21 protein-coding genes are annotated in these 17,479 nt (G+C 70.7%); 14 read left to right on the plus strand and 7 right to left on the minus strand.

Going from position 1 to position 17,479, the window contains the following annotated elements; genetic code table 11:
- Positions 1–5: 5 nt before the first annotated feature.
- From VEC03_RS13065 to VEC03_RS13080, 4 genes are all read right to left on the minus strand, one after another.
- Positions 6–659 (minus strand): response regulator, encoded by a 654-nt coding sequence (locus tag VEC03_RS13065; protein WP_324915865.1) that lies wholly within the window; start codon positions 657–659, stop codon positions 6–8.
- A complete protein-coding gene (locus tag VEC03_RS13070; RefSeq protein WP_324915866.1) occupies positions 656–2,557 on the minus strand; it encodes a type IV pili methyl-accepting chemotaxis transducer N-terminal domain-containing protein in 1,902 nt (633 codons plus the stop codon). Before VEC03_RS13070 ends, VEC03_RS13065 begins: the two co-directional genes overlap by 4 nt.
- A 79-nt stretch (positions 2,558–2,636) precedes the next feature.
- A complete protein-coding gene (locus VEC03_RS13075; RefSeq protein ID WP_324915868.1) occupies positions 2,637–3,062 on the minus strand; it encodes a universal stress protein in 426 nt (141 codons plus the stop codon).
- A gap of 33 nt (positions 3,063–3,095) precedes the next feature.
- Positions 3,096–3,539 (minus strand): universal stress protein, encoded by a 444-nt coding sequence (locus tag VEC03_RS13080; RefSeq protein ID WP_324915870.1) that lies wholly within the window; start codon positions 3,537–3,539, stop codon positions 3,096–3,098.
- Between the two features lie 161 nt (positions 3,540–3,700).
- On the opposite strand from VEC03_RS13080, the gene VEC03_RS13085 reads away from it, so the two are divergent.
- The 11 genes from VEC03_RS13085 (at position 3,701) to VEC03_RS13135 (ending at position 13,377) form a co-directional block, all read left to right on the plus strand.
- The gene (locus VEC03_RS13085; protein ID WP_324915871.1) at positions 3,701–6,025 is read left to right on the plus strand and encodes a cation-translocating P-type ATPase; all 2,325 of its coding nucleotides are present in this window, start codon (positions 3,701–3,703) and stop codon (positions 6,023–6,025) included.
- Between the two features lie 8 nt (positions 6,026–6,033).
- Positions 6,034–6,171: a cbb3-type cytochrome oxidase assembly protein CcoS gene (gene ccoS / locus VEC03_RS13090; protein ID WP_324915873.1), complete on the plus strand. Its 138-nt coding sequence runs from the start codon at positions 6,034–6,036 to the stop codon at positions 6,169–6,171.
- 99 nt (positions 6,172–6,270) lie between these two features.
- Positions 6,271–7,701 (plus strand): cytochrome-c oxidase, cbb3-type subunit I, encoded by a 1,431-nt coding sequence (gene ccoN / locus VEC03_RS13095; RefSeq protein WP_324915874.1) that lies wholly within the window; start codon positions 6,271–6,273, stop codon positions 7,699–7,701.
- Between the two features lie 16 nt (positions 7,702–7,717).
- On the plus strand, positions 7,718–8,353 hold the full coding sequence (ccoO, locus tag VEC03_RS13100; protein WP_324915877.1) for a cytochrome-c oxidase, cbb3-type subunit II: 636 nt from the start codon (positions 7,718–7,720) through the stop codon (positions 8,351–8,353).
- A gap of 29 nt (positions 8,354–8,382) precedes the next feature.
- Positions 8,383–8,526: a cbb3-type cytochrome oxidase subunit 3 gene (locus VEC03_RS13105; protein WP_324915878.1), complete on the plus strand. Its 144-nt coding sequence runs from the start codon at positions 8,383–8,385 to the stop codon at positions 8,524–8,526.
- Between the two features lie 11 nt (positions 8,527–8,537).
- Positions 8,538–9,455 (plus strand): cytochrome-c oxidase, cbb3-type subunit III, encoded by a 918-nt coding sequence (ccoP, locus tag VEC03_RS13110; protein ID WP_324915880.1) that lies wholly within the window; start codon positions 8,538–8,540, stop codon positions 9,453–9,455.
- A gap of 183 nt (positions 9,456–9,638) precedes the next feature.
- A complete protein-coding gene (gene ccoG, locus VEC03_RS13115; RefSeq protein WP_324915881.1) occupies positions 9,639–11,075 on the plus strand; it encodes a cytochrome c oxidase accessory protein CcoG in 1,437 nt (478 codons plus the stop codon).
- A gap of 18 nt (positions 11,076–11,093) precedes the next feature.
- Positions 11,094–11,360 (plus strand): FixH family protein, encoded by a 267-nt coding sequence (locus VEC03_RS13120; protein WP_324915883.1) that lies wholly within the window; start codon positions 11,094–11,096, stop codon positions 11,358–11,360.
- A 7-nt stretch (positions 11,361–11,367) separates the two neighbouring features.
- Entirely contained in the window at positions 11,368–11,613 is a 246-nt protein-coding gene (locus VEC03_RS13125) for a hypothetical protein (RefSeq protein ID WP_324915885.1), read from the plus strand.
- A gap of 64 nt (positions 11,614–11,677) precedes the next feature.
- Positions 11,678–12,739 carry a PAS domain S-box protein gene (locus VEC03_RS13130; RefSeq protein ID WP_324915887.1) on the plus strand — a complete coding sequence of 354 codons (1,062 nt, stop codon included), beginning with the start codon at positions 11,678–11,680 and terminating at the stop codon, positions 12,737–12,739.
- A complete protein-coding gene (locus VEC03_RS13135) occupies positions 12,736–13,377 on the plus strand; it encodes a response regulator transcription factor (protein ID WP_324915888.1) in 642 nt (213 codons plus the stop codon). Before VEC03_RS13130 ends, VEC03_RS13135 begins: the two co-directional genes overlap by 4 nt.
- Positions 13,378–13,380: 3 nt before the next feature.
- Here VEC03_RS13135 and VEC03_RS13140 read toward each other — a convergent pair whose 3' ends face one another.
- Genes VEC03_RS13140 through VEC03_RS13150 form a run of 3 tightly spaced genes read right to left on the minus strand, consistent with a single transcriptional unit; the run spans position 13,381 to position 15,032 of the window.
- The gene (locus tag VEC03_RS13140; protein ID WP_324915890.1) at positions 13,381–13,752 is read right to left on the minus strand and encodes a hypothetical protein; all 372 of its coding nucleotides are present in this window, start codon (positions 13,750–13,752) and stop codon (positions 13,381–13,383) included.
- Positions 13,739–14,593, minus strand: coding sequence for a hypothetical protein (locus tag VEC03_RS13145; RefSeq protein WP_324915891.1), 855 nt, complete (start codon positions 14,591–14,593; stop codon positions 13,739–13,741). The genes VEC03_RS13140 and VEC03_RS13145 overlap by 14 nt, the downstream gene beginning before the upstream one ends.
- 7 nt (positions 14,594–14,600) lie before the next feature.
- Positions 14,601–15,032 (minus strand): hypothetical protein, encoded by a 432-nt coding sequence (locus VEC03_RS13150; protein ID WP_324915893.1) that lies wholly within the window; start codon positions 15,030–15,032, stop codon positions 14,601–14,603.
- 230 nt (positions 15,033–15,262) lie between these two features.
- Here VEC03_RS13150 and VEC03_RS13155 point away from each other — a divergent pair, with 230 nt between their 5' ends.
- The 3 genes from VEC03_RS13155 (at position 15,263) to VEC03_RS13165 (ending at position 17,468) form a co-directional block, all read left to right on the plus strand.
- Complete coding sequence (locus VEC03_RS13155; protein WP_324915895.1) at positions 15,263–15,631, plus strand: response regulator transcription factor; 369 nt, start codon at positions 15,263–15,265, stop codon at positions 15,629–15,631.
- Positions 15,632–15,661: 30 nt separating this feature from the next.
- Positions 15,662–16,450, plus strand: coding sequence for a fumarate/nitrate reduction transcriptional regulator Fnr (gene fnr, locus VEC03_RS13160; RefSeq protein ID WP_324915897.1), 789 nt, complete (start codon positions 15,662–15,664; stop codon positions 16,448–16,450).
- Positions 16,451–16,511: 61 nt separating this feature from the next.
- Positions 16,512–17,468, plus strand: coding sequence for an aldo/keto reductase (locus VEC03_RS13165; RefSeq protein ID WP_324915899.1), 957 nt, complete (start codon positions 16,512–16,514; stop codon positions 17,466–17,468).
- Positions 17,469–17,479 lie beyond the last annotated feature (11 nt).

Below are 17,479 nucleotides of genomic sequence, written 5' to 3' on the forward strand. Positions count from 1 at the left end.
CCGCGTCAGGCGCCGGCCTCCCCGTAGCGGCTGGCGAACACCGCCGCCTGCACCCGCGAATGCAGGTTCAGCTTGCGCAGGATGTTCTGCACGTGGATCTTCACGGTCGTCTCGGCGATCGACAGGCTGCGCGCGATCTCCTTGTTGCTGGCGCCGCGCGCGATCTCGCGCAGCACCTCCTGCTCGCGCGCCGACAGCACCGCCAGCGGATCGGCCGGCGGGGCTTCGGCCGGCTGCCGCATCGCCGCCAGCAGCCGGGGCGTGAGCTCCGGGCTCACCACCGTCTCGCCGGCCATGGCGCGGCGGATGCTGGCCACCAGGTCCTCGCCGTCGATGGTCTTGAGCAGGTAGCCCTGGGCGCCGTTGCGCAGGGCGGCCTGCACGTCCAGCTCGTCCTCGCTCACGGTGAGCATCAGCACCATCGCCTGTGGGCAGGCCTCGCGCAAGCCGGCCAGCGCCTGGATGCCGGTGACGCCGGGCAGGTGGTTGTCCAGCAGGATCACGGCCGGCTGCAGCCGCTGCGCCTCGCGTACGGCCTGGCCCGCATCGGCCGCCTCCCCGACCACCTGGACGCCGGTCTGGCTGGCCAGCAGCGCCACCAGGCCGCGCCGGAACAGGGTGTGGTCGTCCACCACCAGCAGGCGGATCGGATCGTTCATGCCGTGGCCTCCTCGTGCCGGTCGACAGCGCCCGCCGTGCCGCCCGGGCGCAGTTCCAGCACCACCGAGCAGCCGTGGCCGGGATGGGAATGCACCCGTACCTCGGCGCCTATTCGCTGGGCTCTTTCCTTCATGATGCGCAGGCCCACGTGGGTCTCGTCGGGCCGGGCCTCCGCGGCCGCGAAACCCCGGCCGTCGTCGCGCACCTCGAAGCGCCAGTGCGGCGAGGAGGTGACCTCGACCTGCACCTCGCGCGCCCCGGCGTGCTTGCGCACGTTGGACAGCGCCTCCTGCACGATGTGCAGCACCTGCACCTGCACGTCGGGCGGCAGCGCGACGCCGCGGCCGTCCACCCGCAGCTGCGTGCGCAGGCCGGTCTGGTGCTCGAACTTGGCCAGCGTGGTCTCCAGCGCCGGCGCGATGTCCTCGCTGCTGGTGCGGGTGCGGAAATGCATCAGCAGCTCGCGCACGTCCGAATAGGTCTCGCGCACGCCGGTGTCCAGCTCGCCCGCCACCCGCTCCAGCGCGGCGCGGTCGCCCTGCTGCAGGGCCGAGCGCAGCAGCTGCACCTGGATCTTCAGGAACGCCAGCGATTGCGCGATCGAGTCGTGCAGCTCGCTGGCCAGCAGGGTGCGCTCCTGGGCCACGGCGGCCTCGCGCTCGAGCGCGCCCGCACGCAGGCCCTCCATCGCGCCGGCCAGGTGGCCGGCCAGCGCTTCCAGCAGCTCGCGGTCGGTGCCGGCCGGGTCCGGCGTCTCGGTGAAGAACAGGTCGATCTCGCCCAGAGCCTGGTCGTGCAGGCGGATCGGCACCGACACCAGCCCGCTGTAGCCGTGGCGCGCGCAGTGGCCCAGCGGCGCGGAGGGACCGGGGTGGATCGGGATGATGCGGGCGGACGCGTCCTGCCGCGGCTGCCCGCACAGGCAGCTGCCGGTCTCCACGCAGGCCTCCTCGCGCGCCATGTCGGCGGGCAGGTTGTCGGAGGCGAGCAGCACGTAGCGGCTGTTGCCTTCGTCCGACCAGCGCACCGCCGCGGCCTGGGCGCCGGTGATGCGCCGCATGCGCCGCGCGAAGCCCTGGGCGAGTTCGTCGATCTGGGTGGCGCGGGCGGCGAAGGCGCTGACCTCGTACAGGTCGGCCAGGCGCCGGCGCTGCGCCTCCAGCGTGGCGGTCTTCTCGCGCACCCGCTGCTCCAGGCTGTCGTACAGCGCCTGCAGGTGGCCGGCCATGTCGTTGAAGCCCTCGGCCAGTTCGCCGAACTCGTCGCGGCGGTCGACTTCCAGCCGCGCGCCCAGGTCGCCGTCGCGCAGCGAGGCGACGGCGGTCCTCAGCCGGATCAGCGGGTCCAGCACCAGCAGGTGGGCGGTGTAGAGCAGCACGATGGTGGTGGCCAGCGCCAGCATCATCATCAGGAACTGGAAGCCGTGCAGCACGGAGGTCCAGCGCGCCAGTTCCTGCTCGATGGCGGCGACGAAGGCGTCCACCTCGCCCACGAAGGCGTCGGCGTCGGCCTGCAGCTGGCCGGTGGCCGGCGCCGAGGGCTCGAGCCAGCCGGTGCGCAGCAGCGCCCAGTGGGTGCGGATGGCCTGGAAGCTCCCGCTGGAGGCGCGCGACCAGGGCACGAACAGCGGCCGGCCCGGATCGCCTTCACCCAGCAGGTCCAGGATGCCGTCGAAGGTGTGGACGATGCGCCGGGCCCCTTCGCGGTCGCCGTGCTCCACGGTGGAGGCGAGGCGGTAGGTCAGCATCCGCAGCCGGCCGGCCTCGTTGACCGCCGCCGCCCCGCCTTCGAGGTGCCAGCTCACCCATAGCGTCAGCCCGGTGGAGGCGAGTGCCACCACGAGGAAGGTGATCCCCGTGACGACCAGCTTGGAGGTGAGCGTCCAGGCGCCTTTCATCGCCCCACGATAGGGGGAAGGCGGCCAGGGGCCGTTGATTGAAGTCAACGGGGGCAGGGCGGGCTGCCCCCGGCGGCGCCTACTTGACCAGCAGCACCGGGACGGTGGAGTCCACCAGCACCCGCTGGGCCACGCTGCCCATCACGGCGCGGCCGATCATCCCGTAGCCATGGGTGCCCATGACGACCATGTGCGCGTCGAAGCGCTTGGCGGCGCCGATGATCTGCGAGGCCGGCTCGCCGGACTTCCACTCGCAGCGGAAGCGCAGGCCCTTGCGCTCGAGGAACTTGCGGATCGGGGCCAGCACCTTCTCGGCCTCTTCCTCGTGGTAGTCGTTCACCGCCGCGGAGCCGACCATGCTGCGCACGCGCGGCGGCATGGCCGGCTGCACGTTGATGACCAGGATCTCGTCGTCGGGGCCCGCCAGCGTGTCGTGGGTGGCCAGGAATGCCAGCGCCTTCTTGGTGTACTTGCTGCCGTCGGCGGCGAGGACGATTCGCATCATGTATTCTTCCTTGTTTCGTCGATGGTGACCCGGCTAGCGTAGCACCAGCACCGGCAGGTTGCCGCGCGTGAGCACGTGCTGGGTCTCGCTGCCGAGCAGCACCCGCTGCAGCCCGCGGCGGCCGTGCGAGGCCATGACCACCAGGTCGCAGCGGTGCTTCTTCGCCGCGGACAGCAGGGCGTCGGCCACCGCGTCGGACTGGACCACGACGCCACGGGCCGACACGCCGGCGGCCTGAGCGCTGCGGGCCGCGGCATCCACCACCGTCTGGCCTTTCTCCACCCACTGCTTCTCGATGCGGGCGACGTCCACGGCCTGCATCGCCACCGCGCCTTCGAAGTAGGCCACCGGATAGCGCGGCACGACGTGCACGATCACCAGTTCGGCCTGCAGCGCGGCGGCCAGGCCGATCGCGGACTTGACGGCCTTGCGCGACAGGCGGGAATCGTCGGTGGCGACGAGGATGCGTTGGTACATGGCGTATGGCTCCTGCAGAGGCCGGCAGCGTAGCGCGGGCGGTGCCCGGCTGCTTGCTTCCGGTCAAGCCGGCCGGACCGGCTCCGGGCACGCCGGCACCGGTCCGGATCGGTTGACATACGTCAAGCGAGCCTCCGCAGGTGGCCGGTACCCTCTGCCGCATGCCTTCCGTCCCCCTTGCCCTGCCTGCCCGCGCGCCCGCGCCCGCAGCCTGGGCGCCGGTGCTGGACGAACCCGAGGCGTGGCAGGAATTCAGCCGGCGCGTGCCGGGCAGCGAGGACCGGTGGGAGTCGTACATCGCCATCGACGGCATGTACTGCGCCGCCTGCACGCTGACCATCGAGCAGGCGATCGGCCGCCTGCCCGGCGTCGAGTCGGTGCAGGTCAACGGCAGCACCGCGACGGCGCGGGTCGTCTGGACGCCGCAGCTCGGGCAGCCTTCGGACTGGTGGCGCGCGCTGGAGCGCGCCGGCTACCGTGGCCTGCCCGCCGGCGACGAACTGCAGGCGCAGCCGCGCCACCGGGAGCGCCGCCGCCTGCTGTGGCGCTGGCTGGTGGCGGGCTTCTGCATGATGCAGGTGATGATGTACGCGGTGCCGGCGTACGTCGCGCAGCCGGGCGAGATGACGCCGGACATCGAGGCGCTGCTGCGCTGGGCGTCCTGGATGCTCACCGTGCCGGTGCTGCTGTTCTCCTGCCAGCCCTTCTTCGCCTCCGCCTGGCGCGACCTGCGCCACCGCCGCATCGGCATGGACGTGCCGGTGGCGCTGGGCATCCTGATCGCCTTCGGCGCCAGCAGCGCCGCCACGGTGGACCCCGGCGGTCCGCTGGGCAGCGAGGTCTGGTTCGACTCGGTCACCATGTTCGTGTTCTTCCTGCTGTCCGGGCGCCTGCTCGAGCAGCGCCTGCGCGACCGCACCGCCGGCTCGCTGGAAGCGCTGATGCGCCGCCTGCCGGCCAGCGTGGAGCGCCGGCGCGCCGACGGGTCGTTCGAGCGGGTGGCCGTGCGCCGCCTGCAGCCGGGCGACGTGGTGCGGGTGCTGCCGGGCGAGGCCTTTCCGGCCGACGGCACCGTGCTGGAAGGCGACAGCCGCGTCGACGAGGCCCTGCTGACGGGCGAATCCGAACCGCTGCCGCGGCGCGCGGGCGATGCGGTGATCGCCGGCAGCCACAACCTGGCGGCAGCGCTGCTGGTGCGGGTGGACCGGGTCGGCGAGGACACGCGCTACGCCGCCATCGTGGCGCTGATGGAGCGCGCCTCGGTGGACAAGCCGCGGCTGGCGCGGCTGGCCGACCGGATCGCCGCACCGTTCCTGCTGGCGGTGCTCGCAGCGGCCGCCGCCGCCGCAGCCGCATGGTGGCCGTCCGGCCCGGGCCATGCGCTGGGCATCGCCGTCGCCGTGCTGATCGTCACCTGCCCCTGCGCGCTGTCGCTTGCCACCCCGGCCGCCACGCTGGCCGCGGCCGGCGCGCTGGCCCGGCGCGGCATCCTGGTGCGGCGGCTGGAGGCGCTGGAAGCCGCCGCCGGGGTGGACACCGTGGTGTTCGACAAGACCGGCACGCTCACGCGCGACCGCATGTCGGTGACGCAGGTGCGCACCCGTCCCGGCGTGCAGCCGCAGGAAGCCAGCGAACTGGCCGCGGCGCTGGCCCGGCGTTCGCTGCACCCGGCCTCGCGCGCGCTGGCCGCGGCCAGCGGCCCCGGTTCGTGGCAGGCCAGCGGCGTGCAGGAGATCGCCGGCCGGGGCCTGCAGGGCACGGTGTCGGCCGGCGACGGCCAGCCCGCCCGCACCCTGCGCCTGGGTTCGGCCGACCTGTGCGGTGCGCCGGACAACGCCGGCGCCACGGCGCAGGCGCACCTGGCCGACGGGCACGGCTGGCTGGCCAGCTTCGACCTGGACGAATCGCTTCGCGAGGACGCGCTCCCCGCCGTGGCCAGCCTGCAGCAGCGCGGGTTGGACGTACAGCTGCTGTCGGGCGACCGCACCCGCCCGGTGCAACGGCTGGCCGGACGCGCCGGCATCGCCTCGAGCCGGGGCGGCCAGTCGCCCGAGGACAAGCTGGCGCACGTGCGCTCGCTGCAGGCCGAGGGGCGTCGAGTGGCCATGGTCGGCGACGGCCTGAACGACGGGCCGGTGCTGGCGAGTGCCGACCTGTCGTTCGCGATGGGGCAGGGCACGCCGCTGGCGCAGTCGCGCTCCGACTTCGTGGTGCTGGGCGGCCAGCTCGACGCCATTCCCGCGGTGCTGGCGCTGGCCCGTCGCACCCGCCGCATCGTGCGCCAGAACCTGGCCTGGGCCGCCGGCTACAACGCCGTCTGCGTGCCGCTGGCGCTGGTCGGCTGGATGCCGCCCTGGCTGGCCGGGCTGGGCATGGCGGCGAGCTCCCTGCTGGTGGTCGCCAATGCGGCCCGCCTGTCGCGCCCCGACCGCGTCCGTCCCGGGCTTCCGCCGGAAGCCGCACGACCCCTGGCCCTTGGCCACTAGGCCCTCACGTGGACATCCTCTTCCTCCTCATCCCCCTCTCGGTCGTGCTCGGCCTGGTGATCCTGGGCGCGCTCGCGTGGGCGGTCTGGCGCGGGCAGTTCGAGTCGGTCGACGCCGAAGCGCAGCGCATCCTCGACGAAGGCTGACGGGGCGCGGCTCCGGAGGCACGTCCGTTGACTTTCATCAACGGGGTACGGGATTGCGACCCCGACACTCGAAGGGTCTCGACAAGTAGGTGTAACCCGATGAACGTCTCATCCACTCCTGCCCAGTACCACGACACGGTGGTGCGGCAGTTCTCGCTGATGGCGGTCGTCTGGGGCGTGGTGGGCATGCTGGTCGGCGTGTTCATCGCGGCCCAGCTCGCCTGGCCGGAACTGAACTTCGGCATTCCCTGGCTCAGCTACGGGCGGCTGCGACCGCTGCACACCAACGCCGTGATCTTCGCGTTCGGCGGCAGCGCGCTGTTCGCCACCAGCTACTACGTGGTGCAGCGCACCAGCCATGTGCCGCTGTTCATGCCGAAGCTGGCCGCCTTCACCTTCTGGGGCTGGCAGCTGGTGATCGTGGCAGCGGCCCTCAGCCTGCCGCTGGGCTACACCCAGGCCAAGGAGTACGCCGAACTGGAGTGGCCGATCGACATCCTGATCGCGGCCGTGTGGGTTGCCTACGCCATCGTGTTCTTCGGGACCATCGGCATCCGCAAGGTGCGCCACATCTACGTGGCCAACTGGTTCTTCGGCGCCTACATCATCGCCATCGCGCTGCTGCACATCGTCAACAGCGCGGCGGTCCCGGCCGGCTGGATGAAGTCCTACTCGGCCTATGCCGGCGTGCAGGACGCGATGGTGCAGTGGTGGTACGGCCACAACGCGGTCGGCTTCTTCCTGACCGCCGCCTTCCTGGGGATGATGTACTACTTCATCCCGAAGCAGGCCGAGCGCCCGGTCTACAGCTACCGGCTGTCGATCGTGCACTTCTGGGCGCTGATCTTCACCTACATGTGGGCGGGCCCGCACCACCTGCACTACACGGCGCTGCCGGACTGGACCCAGTCGGTGGGCATGCTGTTCTCGCTGATCCTGCTGGCACCCAGCTGGGGCGGGATGATCAACGGGATGATGACCCTGTCGGGTGCCTGGCACAAGCTGCGCGACGACCCGGTGCTGCGCTTCCTGATCGTGTCGCTGTCGTTCTACGGCATGAGCACCTTCGAGGGCCCGATGATGTCGATCAAGACGGTCAACGCCCTGAGCCACTACACGGACTGGACCGTCGGCCACGTGCACTCCGGCGCGCTCGGCTGGGTGGGCTTCATCACCATGGGGTCGCTGTACTACCTGATCCCGCGCCTGTTCGGCCAGAAGAAGATGTACTCCATCAAGGCCATCGAGCTGCACTTCTGGATCGCCACCATCGGCGTGGTGCTGTACATCGCGGCGATGTGGATCGCCGGCGTGATGCAGGGCCTGATGTGGCGCGCCGTCAATGCCGACGGCACCCTGACCTACACCTTCGTCGAGTCGGTCAAGGCGACCTATCCCTTCTACATGATCCGCGTGCTGGGCGGCCTGCTGTACCTGGGCGGCATGGTGCTGATGGCGTGGAACACCTGGATGACGGTGGCCGGTGGCCGCGCGGTGCGCGTCAACGTGCCGGTGCCCCAGGCCGCCTGACGAAAGGGATCCCCTCATGAGCCACAACGCCAACACCCAACAAGCCGGTTTCAGCCACGAGAAGGTGGAGACCAGCAACTTCCTGATGATCGTGCTGATCCTGCTGGTCGTCGCCATCGGCGGCCTGGTGGAGATCGTGCCGCTGTTCTTCCAGAAGTCGACCACGCAGCCGGTCGAGGGCCTGAAGCCCTATACCGCGCTGCAACTGGCCGGCCGCGACGTCTACCTGCGCGAGGGCTGCTACAACTGCCACTCGCAGATGATCCGGCCGTTCCGCGCCGAGACGCTGCGCTACGGCCACTACTCGGTGGCGGGCGAGTTCGTCTACGACCGCCCGTTTCAGTGGGGCAGCAAGCGCACCGGGCCCGACCTGCACCGCGTCGGCGGCAAGTACAGCGACGAGTGGCACCGCATCCACCTGAACAACCCACGCGACGTGGTGCCCGAGTCCAACATGCCGGCCTATCCCTGGCTGGAGAAGAACGCCGCCGACGCCGGCAGCATCGCCACCCACATGAAGGCGCTGCGCGCGGTGGGGGTGCCCTACAGCGACCAGGAGATCGCCGAAGGACCGGCGCAGCTCAAGGGCAAGACCGAGATGGACGCGCTCGTGGCGTACCTGCAGTCGCTCGGGCTGGCGCTATCCAAGTGACTTCGGTCCTCGACTGACTGGAGATCGACATGGAATTCGACGTCACCACCCTGCGCATCGCGGCCACCCTGGCCTCGTTCGCCACCTTCATCGCCATCGCCGCCTGGGCCTATGCCCGGCGCAACCGCGCCCGCTTCGACGAGGCCGCGGAGATCCCCTTCCAGCACGACTAGCCGAGGACGTCATGAGCGACTTCACGGGCAATTTCTGGTCGGTCTACGTGGCCGGCATCACCCTGGCCGGCATCTTCGGCTGCCTGCTCCTGCTGTGGCTGACCGCCCGCAAGAAGGTCTCCGCCACCGCCGACAACACCACCGGCCACGTCTGGGACGAGGACCTGACGGAAATGAACAACCCCATGCCGCGCTGGTGGATGTGGCTGTTCGTCATCACCATCGTCTTCTCGCTGCTGTACCTGGTGGCGTATCCGGGCCTCGGTAGCTACCAGGGCGAGCTGGGCTGGAGTTCGACGGCCGAGTACGAGAAGGAAGTGGAGCGCGCCAACAAGGAGCTGGCGCCGCTGTACGCCCAGTACACGGCACGCAAGGCCGAGGAGGTGGCCGGGGATCCGCAGGCCATGGCCATCGGCGAGCGCCTGTTCATGAACAACTGCGCCCAGTGCCACGGCTCCGACGCGCGCGGCAGCAAGAGCTTCCCCAACCTGGCCGACGGCGACTGGCTGCACGGCGGATCGCCCGAGAAGATCGCCGAGACCATCAAGGCCGGCCGCGTCGGGGCCATGCCGCCCATGGCCGCCGCCGTGGGCAGCTCGGACGACGTGAAGAACGTGGCGCACTACGTGCTGTCGCTGTCCAACAGCCCGCACGACTCCCTGCGCGCCCAGCTCGGCAAGCCGAAGTTCGCCGCCTGTGCCGCCTGCCATGGCGCCGACGGCAAGGGCAACACCGCCCTGGGCGCGCCCAACCTGGCCGACGATATCTGGCTGCACGGCTGGGGCGAGCAGGCGATCATCAACATGGTCACCCAGGGCAGGACCAACACCATGCCGGCGCAGGAGGGCAAGCTGACCGACGCCCAGATCCACGTGCTGGCGTCGTACGTCTGGGGCCTGTCCAACAAGCCTGCACCCGCGAAGCCCTGATTCCGCGAGCGCGGCGCGCGGCAAGCGCGCCGTCACCAATGGGGTCAGATTCCAATTTCCGGCGGCAGCCTGGAAATTGGAATCTGACCCCATTTTTTGCGGGAACGATCACAGTTGACTTAACGCAAGCCGGCATGGCCGGGGCAGGGGCACGATGCGGTGGTCGGTGAGAACCCTGCTGCCATGAGCCAGAAAGTCATCCCCATCCAGCCGATTCCTGCTTCCGGCGAGCCGCCGCAGGCCCAGTCGCTCTACGAAGCGCAGAAGAAGATCTACCCGCGGTCGGTCACGGGGTTGTTCGCGCGCTGGCGGTGGTTCTTCGTCTGGGTGACGCAGCTGGTGTTCTACGGGCTGCCCTGGCTGCCCTGGGCGACCGAGACCGGCGCCCGGCAGGCCGTGCTGTTCGACCTGGCCGCGCGCCGCTTCTACCTGTTCGGGTACGTGCTGTACCCGCAGGACTTCATCTACCTCACCGCGCTGCTGGTGATCAGCGCGCTGTCGCTGTTCCTGTTCACCGCGGTGGCCGGGCGGCTGTGGTGCGGCTTCAGCTGCCCGCAGACGGTCTACACGGAGATGTTCCTGTGGATCGAGCGCAAGGTGGAGGGCGATCGCCAGCGCCGCATGAAGCTGGATGCGGGCGGCTTCTCCGGCGAGAAGCTGGGCAAGAAGGCGCTCAAGCACTTCCTGTGGATCTCGCTGGCGCTGTGGACCGGCTTCACCTTCGTCGGCTACTTCACGCCGGTGCGCGAGCTCGGCACCGAGATGCTGAACGGCCGCATGGGCTCGTGGGAGGTCTTCTGGGTACTGTTCTACGGCCTGGCGACCTACGGCAACGCCGGCTTCCTGCGCGAGCAGGTGTGCAAGTACATGTGCCCCTACGCGCGCTTCCAGAGCGCGATGTTCGACAAGGACACGCTGATCGTCAGCTACGACGCCGCCCGCGGCGAGCCGCGCGGCTCGCGCGGTCGCAAGGCCGACTTCGCCGCCCAGGGACTGGGCTCCTGCGTGGACTGCACGCTGTGCGTGCAGGTCTGCCCGACCGGCATCGACATCCGCCAGGGCCTGCAGTACGAGTGCATCAGCTGCGCCGCCTGCGTGGACGTGTGCGACAGCGTGATGGACAAGATGAACTATCCGCGCGGGCTGATCCGGTTCACCACCCAGAACGCGCTGGCCGGCAAGGGCAGCCGGGACGTGCTGCGCACCATCCTGCGACCGCGGGTGCTGGTCTACACCACGGTGCTGGCCGCGCTCTGCCTGGGCCTGGCCATCCACCTGGCCACCCGCACGCCGCTGAAGGTCGACGTGGTGCGCGACCGCGCCGCGCTCTCGCGCATCGTCGGCGGCGGCAAGCTGGAGAACGTGTACCGGCTGCAGCTCATGAACGCGACCGAGGAAACCCAGCGCTACCGCATCGGGGCGGAAGGACTGGCCGGCCTGGAAGTGGCGTCCGACACCGAAGTGACCATCGGTCCCGCCGAATCGCGCTGGGTGGCGGTGCGCGTGCAGATCCCGTACGGGTCGGCCGCGCCCGGCTCGCATGCCATCCACTTCACCGTCGAGTCCCGCCGCGGCGATGCGCAGGTGCGCGAGAAGTCGGTATTCCTGGTCCCCCGCTGAAACCGTGAAGGAGCCCGCATGAACCCCGAACAGGAAAAAGTTCCGCCTCCGGCTGCGCCCTGGTGGCGCCAGGGCGTGGTGTGGGGCCTGATCGCCGGCCCGGCGATCGTGGTGGTCGCGGGGGTGGTCACCGCCGTGATCGCCGCCGACGGCGCCGACACGCTGGTCTCGGGCGACTACTACCGGCGCGGCGTGGAGATCAACCGGCAGCTGGCCACCGAGCGTGCGCAGATGCCGGCGCACCAGGCCCGCAACCACGCGGCCACGCCCACCCGCCAGCCCTGAGGCCGCCATGAACGGTCGCAAGCTCATGTGGATCGCCTGGCCGTCGTTCCTCGCGGCCTGCGTGCTGCAGGGGGTGGTGTTCGCGCTGGTCGATCCGCTGGAACTGCAGTGGGCCGGCCGCGATGCCGCCTGGTCGCGGCAGGCGGTGTACGCCGGCGCGTTCTTCGTGTTCTGGGCCGCCACGCTGTTGTCCAGCGCGCTGACGGCGCTGCTGGGGCTGCCCTCCGCCGAGGTCAACCGGGCGGCCGAGTGACGCCGGGCGCCAGCCCGGCATCCGCTGCCGGCACCTTCCGCCGAGGCTGGTAAATTCAGCCTCGATGCCTTCCTCGGTCACCCTGCAAAGCGACGACGTCGTGGCCGCCCGCCTGTCGGGCCTGCTCGACTCGGCCATGGACGCGATCCTGTCCGTGGACCAGCACCAGAACGTCGTCCTGTACAACCGCGCCGCCGAGAAGATCTTCGGCTGGAGCGCCGACGAGATCCGCGGCCGGCCCCTGAGCTTGCTGATGCCCTCGCGCTTCCGGGCCGGCCACGCGGAGTCGGTGCAGCGCTTCGGCCAGACCGGCGTGACCTCGCGCCGCATGGGCGACGGCACCGTGATCATGGGGCTGCGCAAGAACGGCGAGGAGTTCCCGATGGAGGCTGCGATCTCCCAGCTGGACACCTCCGAGGGCAAGCTCTACACCGTCATCCTGCGCGACATCACCGAGCGGCTGCGCGCGCGCGAGGAACTGGCCACCTTCGCGGCGGAGGCCAGCGGCGTGCGCGAACAGGAGAAGACCCGCATCGCCCGCGAACTGCACGACGAGCTGGCGCAGTCGCTCACCGCGCTGAAGATGGACACGATCTGGGTGCGCGACAACCTCCAGGCCGACCCGGCCGGCGCCACCGCGCGCCTGTCGCAGATGCTGGCCATGCTCGATGCCAGCGTCGCGGCCACCCGCCGCATCGCCGCCGACCTGCGCCCGCTGGTGCTGGACGACCTAGGCCTCGCGCCCGCCATCGAATGGCTGGTGCAGAACTTCACCCAGCGCTCCGGCGTCCCCTGCGACCTGGACATCGATGAGGAGCTGGAACTGCAGGAGCCCTATGCGACCGCGGTGTTCCGCATCGTGCAGGAATCGCTGTTCAACGTCGGCAAGCACGCGCACGCCGGCAGCGTCCAGGTGCGGGTGGCGCGCGAGGGCGGCGAGATGGTGCTCTGCGTGCAGGACGACGGCGTCGGCTTCCAGGTGTCGGACCCGCGCAAGCCGCAGTCGCTCGGCCTGGTGGGCCTGCGCGAGCGCGCCCACCTGCTGCAGGGCAGGCTGACCGTGGCCAGCACGCCGGGGCAGGGTACGCGGGTCGAGGCCCGTATCCCGGTGCGGGAGCCGGCGTGATCCGCCTCGTGCTGGCCGACGACCACGCGATCGTCCGCGAGGGTCTCAAGCGCATCGTCGGCGAAGCCGGCGACCTGGAGGTGGTCGGCGAGGCCGCCGACGGCGGCGAGGTGATGCAGCGGGTGCGCGGGCTGGAGTTCGACCTGCTGGTGCTGGACCTGTCCATGCCCGGTCGCAGCGGCATGGAGCTGATCAAGCAGGTGAAGGCCGAGAAGCCCCGGCTGCGCATCCTGGTGCTGTCCATGCACCAGGAGACGCAGTACGCGGTGCGCGCCATCAAGGCCGGCGCCAGCGGCTACCTGACCAAGGAGAGCGCCCCCGCGCAGCTGGTGCAGGCGCTGCGCAAGATCGCCGGCGGCGGCGCCTACATCAGCGCCGAGGTCGCCGAGCAGCTGGCACTCGGCGCCATGCCCGGTGGCAGCGAAGCGGCGCCGCACGAGTCGCTGTCTCACCGCGAATTCGAGGTGATGCGGCGGCTGGCAGCCGGCGAATCGGTCACCGACATCGCCACCGCGCTGAACCTGTCGGTCAAGACCGTCAGCACGCACAAGGCCAACCTGATGGCCAAGCTGGGGCTGCACAACCAGACCGAGCTGGTGCGCTACGCCCTCAAGCACGGCCTGATCGAGCTGGGCTGAAATTCAGCCGGCGGCTGCGCCGACGCCGTATGCCGGCCGGGTGCGCATCTTCGCCAGCACCCCTCCTGGATCGAACAGCAACACCAGCTCGGGCGCGGCCCGGGGGTCGCGTGCGCCCCGCGCCCGGTAGACCCAGGCCTCGTAGCCGCTGTCGAAGCGCACCACCTCCGCCTTCCCCAGCCGTCCCTGAACTTCGTCCTTGCGGCTTTCGCCCAGGCGCACCAGCAGCGCGGCGGCGGGGACCGTCAGCTCGGGGTCGCCGAACGGCGAGTCGGGCTCGTCCGGGGCGAACCAGCCGCCGCCCCTGGTGGCGCACCCCGCCAGGAACAAGGAAGCCAGCAAGGCTGCGAACACGGACCGGTCAATCGCTTGCATGGCGATCCTCCATGTAGTCGAACACCACCCGGGTGTCGTCGGGCCAGCCGGGGTCGGCCAGCGGCAGGAAGAAGGTGCGGTCCAGCAGCACTTCGCAGTCGCAGTACGGCAGTTCGCGCTCGAGGTGGGGCTCGTCGATCGCGCCGGCCCACAGCCGCACGGCCGGCAGCATCTCGCGGCGCGCGCCGGACTCCAGCGTCACGCCGAAGATCGGCCGGTCGGCGAAGAACAGGTAGCGGTTGCCCTCGCTGCCGCAGTACGCGGGCGTGGTCGACAGCTCGGAAAAGATCCGGGTGATGAACGAGGGGCTGTTGGAGTACAGGCCGGCCTCCATGCCGACCCGGCATTCCAGCCTCAGGTCGCCCAGCCGGCGCGTGCCGGCCGGCAGGCCCGGCGTGCGCACCTCCGCGCGCCAGGTCATGGTCAGTGCCTTGCGGTCGGGCGTGACCTTGGCGTCCTCCGTCCAGGCCTTGGCGTCGCGCGGGAGCACGAAGGTGCGATCCGGCGCCACGTCCAGTGGGATCTCCACGGTGGATCCCAGCACCAGCAGTTCCAGCCGGTCCAGGTCCACGCCGCGCTTGCGCGGCAGCAGCTTGAACCGCAGCTGCCCGTGCGGCGAGCGCGCGTGCTCGCGCTCGAACAGGTCCATGCCGCGGACCATGCGACGGTAGGACTTCTCGACCGGGTCCTTGACCGGGTCGTAGGTGATGGTCACGCCCGGCAGCGCGGCGTGTACGCCCGCGCCCTGCTGCTGCGCGCCGGCGGGCCAGGGCGGCAGCACGCCGGCCAGCGCGAGGGCGAGCAGGGGCGCGAGGCCCCGCCAGCGGCGCCCGGCGCGCATCGGCGCCTCAGCGGTTCTGCTGCGACTTCCAGTTTGCGTACGCCTGGTCCATCCGCTCGCGGCGGCTCTGGTCGTTGTCGGCGTCGACGTCCATGTCGGAGCGGCCCGGGCCGCCCATCGCCCGCGTGTCGTCGCGCTTGCTCTTCGCGTGGCGCTCGCCCGCGCGCTTGTCCGCCTTGCCGGCATGGCGCTCGTCGGCCGTCTTCGCGTCGTGGGCCATGTCCTTGGACTCGCCCTTGACCCGGTTAGCGGCGCGCCGGGTCGCATCGCCGACCTTGTCGGCGGCGCTGCGGACCTTCTCGCCGAAGGTGCGGCCGTCGGCGGCGGCATCGGCCTTGGCATTCGCGCCCGGCACCTCGGAGGCGCCGTCGCGCACCTGGGCCCAGGCGCCGGAGCCGGTCGCCAGCAGGGCGGCCAGCAGGAGGGGGGTGTACTTCATGGTGGATCCTTTCGGAGGGGTCGTACACCGCCATCTGACGCCTGAGCGGCGCGCCGCGCTGTCGGATGCGATTGCAAGGACGTGTAGTGCTAGGACTTTTCCTAGTACCGCTCGGACTGGCGGCGGCTGCGTTCCGGACTCCTCCTAGCTCCGCTTTCATCCTGCGCCGATGTCGCCAAAGGGGAGGGCCGGGCACAGTACATCCCATGGCAACCGCCCCTTCCCTCCCCGTGAGAGTCTTCCTGGCCGACGACTCCGCTCCCATCCGCCAGCGGGTGGCCGAGCTGCTGGCCGTGCGCTCGATGGACATCGTCGGCGAGGCCGAGACGCCGCGGGCCTCCATCGACGGCATCCTTGCCGCCCATCCCGACGTGGTGGTGCTCGACGTCCAGCTCGAGGGCGGTACCGGCCTCGAGGTCCTGCGCGCCGTGCGCCAGGCCGACCCCGGTATCGCCTTCGTCGTGTTCTCCAACAACTCCGCGCCGGCCTACCGCAAGCGCTACCTGGGCGAGGGCGCCCGCTGCTTCCTCGACAAGAGCAGCGAGTTCGACCGGCTCGCCAGCGCCGTGGCCGAAGCCTCCGCCGTGCGCGTGCACTGAATCACAAGCCTCAACGAAGAAAGACCCGCCATGTCCTCCGCTACCCTCGAAGCCCCCCGCGTCCCTGCGGCCAAGGTCATTCCCCTCCGGGAGGGCCGCACGGGCGCGCCCGCGCCGCTGACGACCCTGTGCTCGAGCTGCCACCTCAAGGACATCTGCCTGCCCTGCGGGCTGACCGGCAACGAGGTGGAGCGCCTGGACGGGCTGCAGTTCGCGCGCCGCAAGGTCAAGGCCGGCCAGACGCTGTACCGCCAGGGCGATGCGTTCCACTACATCTACGCGGTGCGCAGCGGCACCTTCAAGTCCAGCCTGATGCTGCCCGACGGCCGCGAGCAGGTCACCGGCTTCCACATGGCCGGCGAGCTGATGGGCCTGGACGGCCTGGCCCAGGGCCAGCACGCCAGCAGCGCCACCGCGCTGGAGGACGCCGAGATCTGCTCCATCCCCTATGCGCAGCTGGCCGAGCTGTCCACCGCCAGCACCAACCTGCAGATGGTGGTCAGCCGCCTGATGAGCCGCGAGATCGTGCGCGAGCACAACCTCATGGTGCTGCTGGGCAGCATGAACGCCGAGGAGCGCCTGGCCGCCTTCCTGCTCAACATCTCGCAGCGGATGAAGGCCCGCGGCTACTCGCAGCACGAGTTCCACCTGCGCATGACCCGTGCCGAGATCGGCAGCTACCTGGGCATGAAGCTGGAGACGGTGAGCCGCACCTTCTCGGCCTTCCAGCAGCAGGGCCTGCTGGAGGTGGACAAGCGCCACATCCGCATCCTGGACCTGGCCGGATTGACGCGCGCCTTCGAGATGCGCGTGCAGTGAGTGCGGCGGCCGTGGCCTGACGCAGGCGCCGCGCGTGGCGCCGGCAGGCCACAATCGCCGCATGCAACTGCGAACCCTGGGCCTGTCCCCCCTCCAAGTCTCGCCGCTGTGCCTCGGCGGCAACGTGTTCGGCTGGACCGTCGACGAGCGGACCTCGTTCTCGCTGCTCGACGCCTGGCTGGACGCCGGCTTCAACTTCATCGATACCGCCGACACCTATTCGCGCTGGGCGCCGGGCCACGTGGGCGGCGAATCCGAGACCGTCATCGGCAAGTGGCTGGCCCAGGGCGGCCGGCGCGACCGGGTGGTGATCGCCACCAAGGTCGGCATGGACATGGGCGAGGGCCGCGTGGGCCTGAAGCCGGCCCGCATCCGCGAGGCGGTCGAGCAGTCGCTGCGGCGCCTGCAGGTGGACTGCATCGACCTGTACCAGGCGCACAAGGACGACGAGGACACGCCGCTGGAGGAGACGCTGGAAGCCTTCGGTGCGCTGGTCAAGCAGGGCAAGGTCCGTGCGATCGGCGCGTCCAACTACAGTGCGGCGCGCCTGTCGCAGGCGCTGGAGGCCAGCCGGCGCCTGGGGCTGCCCCGCTACGAGAGCCTGCAGCCCCTGTACAACCTGTACGACCGGGCGGTGTTCGAGCGGGAACTGCAGCCGCTGTGCGAACGCGAGCGCATCGGCGTCATCAGCTTCTACGCGCTGGCCGCCGGCTTCCTGACCGGCAAGTACCGCAGCGAAGCGGACGCGGGCTTGAGCGCGCGCGGTGCCAACACCACGAAAAAGTACCTGAACGAGCGCGGCCTGGAGATCTTGGCGGCACTGGACGAGGTGGCCGGCCGCGTCGGCTGCAAGCCCGGCCAGGTGGCGGTCGCCTGGGTCATGGCCCAGCCGGGCGTCACCGCGCCGATCGCCAGCGCTACCTCGCTGGCACAACTGGAGGAACTGGTGGCGGCCGCGCGCATCCGGCTCGACGACGAGGCCCTGCGGCGGCTGGACCAGGCCAGCCGCGAAGGCTGAGCCAACCGGGT

This window comes from Ramlibacter sp. (genome assembly GCF_035627355.1).
Taxonomy (GTDB): domain Bacteria; phylum Pseudomonadota; class Gammaproteobacteria; order Burkholderiales; family Burkholderiaceae_C; genus Ramlibacter.

Excerpts from the sequence above, each read along its gene's own strand:
- VEC03_RS13065 (WP_324915865.1), bottom strand. The coding sequence starts at position 659 with ATGAACGATCCGATCCGCCTGCTGGTGGTGGACGACCACACCCTGTTC.
- VEC03_RS13140 (WP_324915890.1), bottom strand. The coding sequence starts at position 13,752 with ATGCAAGCGATTGACCGGTCCGTGTTCGCAGCCTTGCTGGCTTCCTTG.
- VEC03_RS13145 (WP_324915891.1), bottom strand. The coding sequence starts at position 14,593 with ATGCGCGCCGGGCGCCGCTGGCGGGGCCTCGCGCCCCTGCTCGCCCTC.
- ccoO (WP_324915877.1), top strand. The coding sequence starts at position 7,718 with ATGAGCCACAACGCCAACACCCAACAAGCCGGTTTCAGCCACGAGAAG.
- VEC03_RS13125 (WP_324915885.1), top strand. The coding sequence starts at position 11,368 with ATGAACGGTCGCAAGCTCATGTGGATCGCCTGGCCGTCGTTCCTCGCG.
- VEC03_RS13150 (WP_324915893.1), bottom strand. The coding sequence starts at position 15,032 with ATGAAGTACACCCCCCTCCTGCTGGCCGCCCTGCTGGCGACCGGCTCC.
- VEC03_RS13105 (WP_324915878.1), top strand. The coding sequence starts at position 8,383 with ATGGAATTCGACGTCACCACCCTGCGCATCGCGGCCACCCTGGCCTCG.
- VEC03_RS13085 (WP_324915871.1), top strand. The coding sequence starts at position 3,701 with ATGCCTTCCGTCCCCCTTGCCCTGCCTGCCCGCGCGCCCGCGCCCGCA.
- VEC03_RS13130 (WP_324915887.1), top strand. The coding sequence starts at position 11,678 with ATGCCTTCCTCGGTCACCCTGCAAAGCGACGACGTCGTGGCCGCCCGC.
- VEC03_RS13080 (WP_324915870.1), bottom strand. The coding sequence starts at position 3,539 with ATGTACCAACGCATCCTCGTCGCCACCGACGATTCCCGCCTGTCGCGC.
- VEC03_RS13070 (WP_324915866.1), bottom strand. The coding sequence starts at position 2,557 with ATGAAAGGCGCCTGGACGCTCACCTCCAAGCTGGTCGTCACGGGGATC.
- ccoG (WP_324915881.1), top strand. The coding sequence starts at position 9,639 with ATGAGCCAGAAAGTCATCCCCATCCAGCCGATTCCTGCTTCCGGCGAG.
- ccoN (WP_324915874.1), top strand. The coding sequence starts at position 6,271 with ATGAACGTCTCATCCACTCCTGCCCAGTACCACGACACGGTGGTGCGG.
- VEC03_RS13075 (WP_324915868.1), bottom strand. The coding sequence starts at position 3,062 with ATGATGCGAATCGTCCTCGCCGCCGACGGCAGCAAGTACACCAAGAAG.
- VEC03_RS13165 (WP_324915899.1), top strand. The coding sequence starts at position 16,512 with ATGCAACTGCGAACCCTGGGCCTGTCCCCCCTCCAAGTCTCGCCGCTG.
- ccoP (WP_324915880.1), top strand. The coding sequence starts at position 8,538 with ATGAGCGACTTCACGGGCAATTTCTGGTCGGTCTACGTGGCCGGCATC.
- VEC03_RS13120 (WP_324915883.1), top strand. The coding sequence starts at position 11,094 with ATGAACCCCGAACAGGAAAAAGTTCCGCCTCCGGCTGCGCCCTGGTGG.
- fnr (WP_324915897.1), top strand. The coding sequence starts at position 15,662 with ATGTCCTCCGCTACCCTCGAAGCCCCCCGCGTCCCTGCGGCCAAGGTC.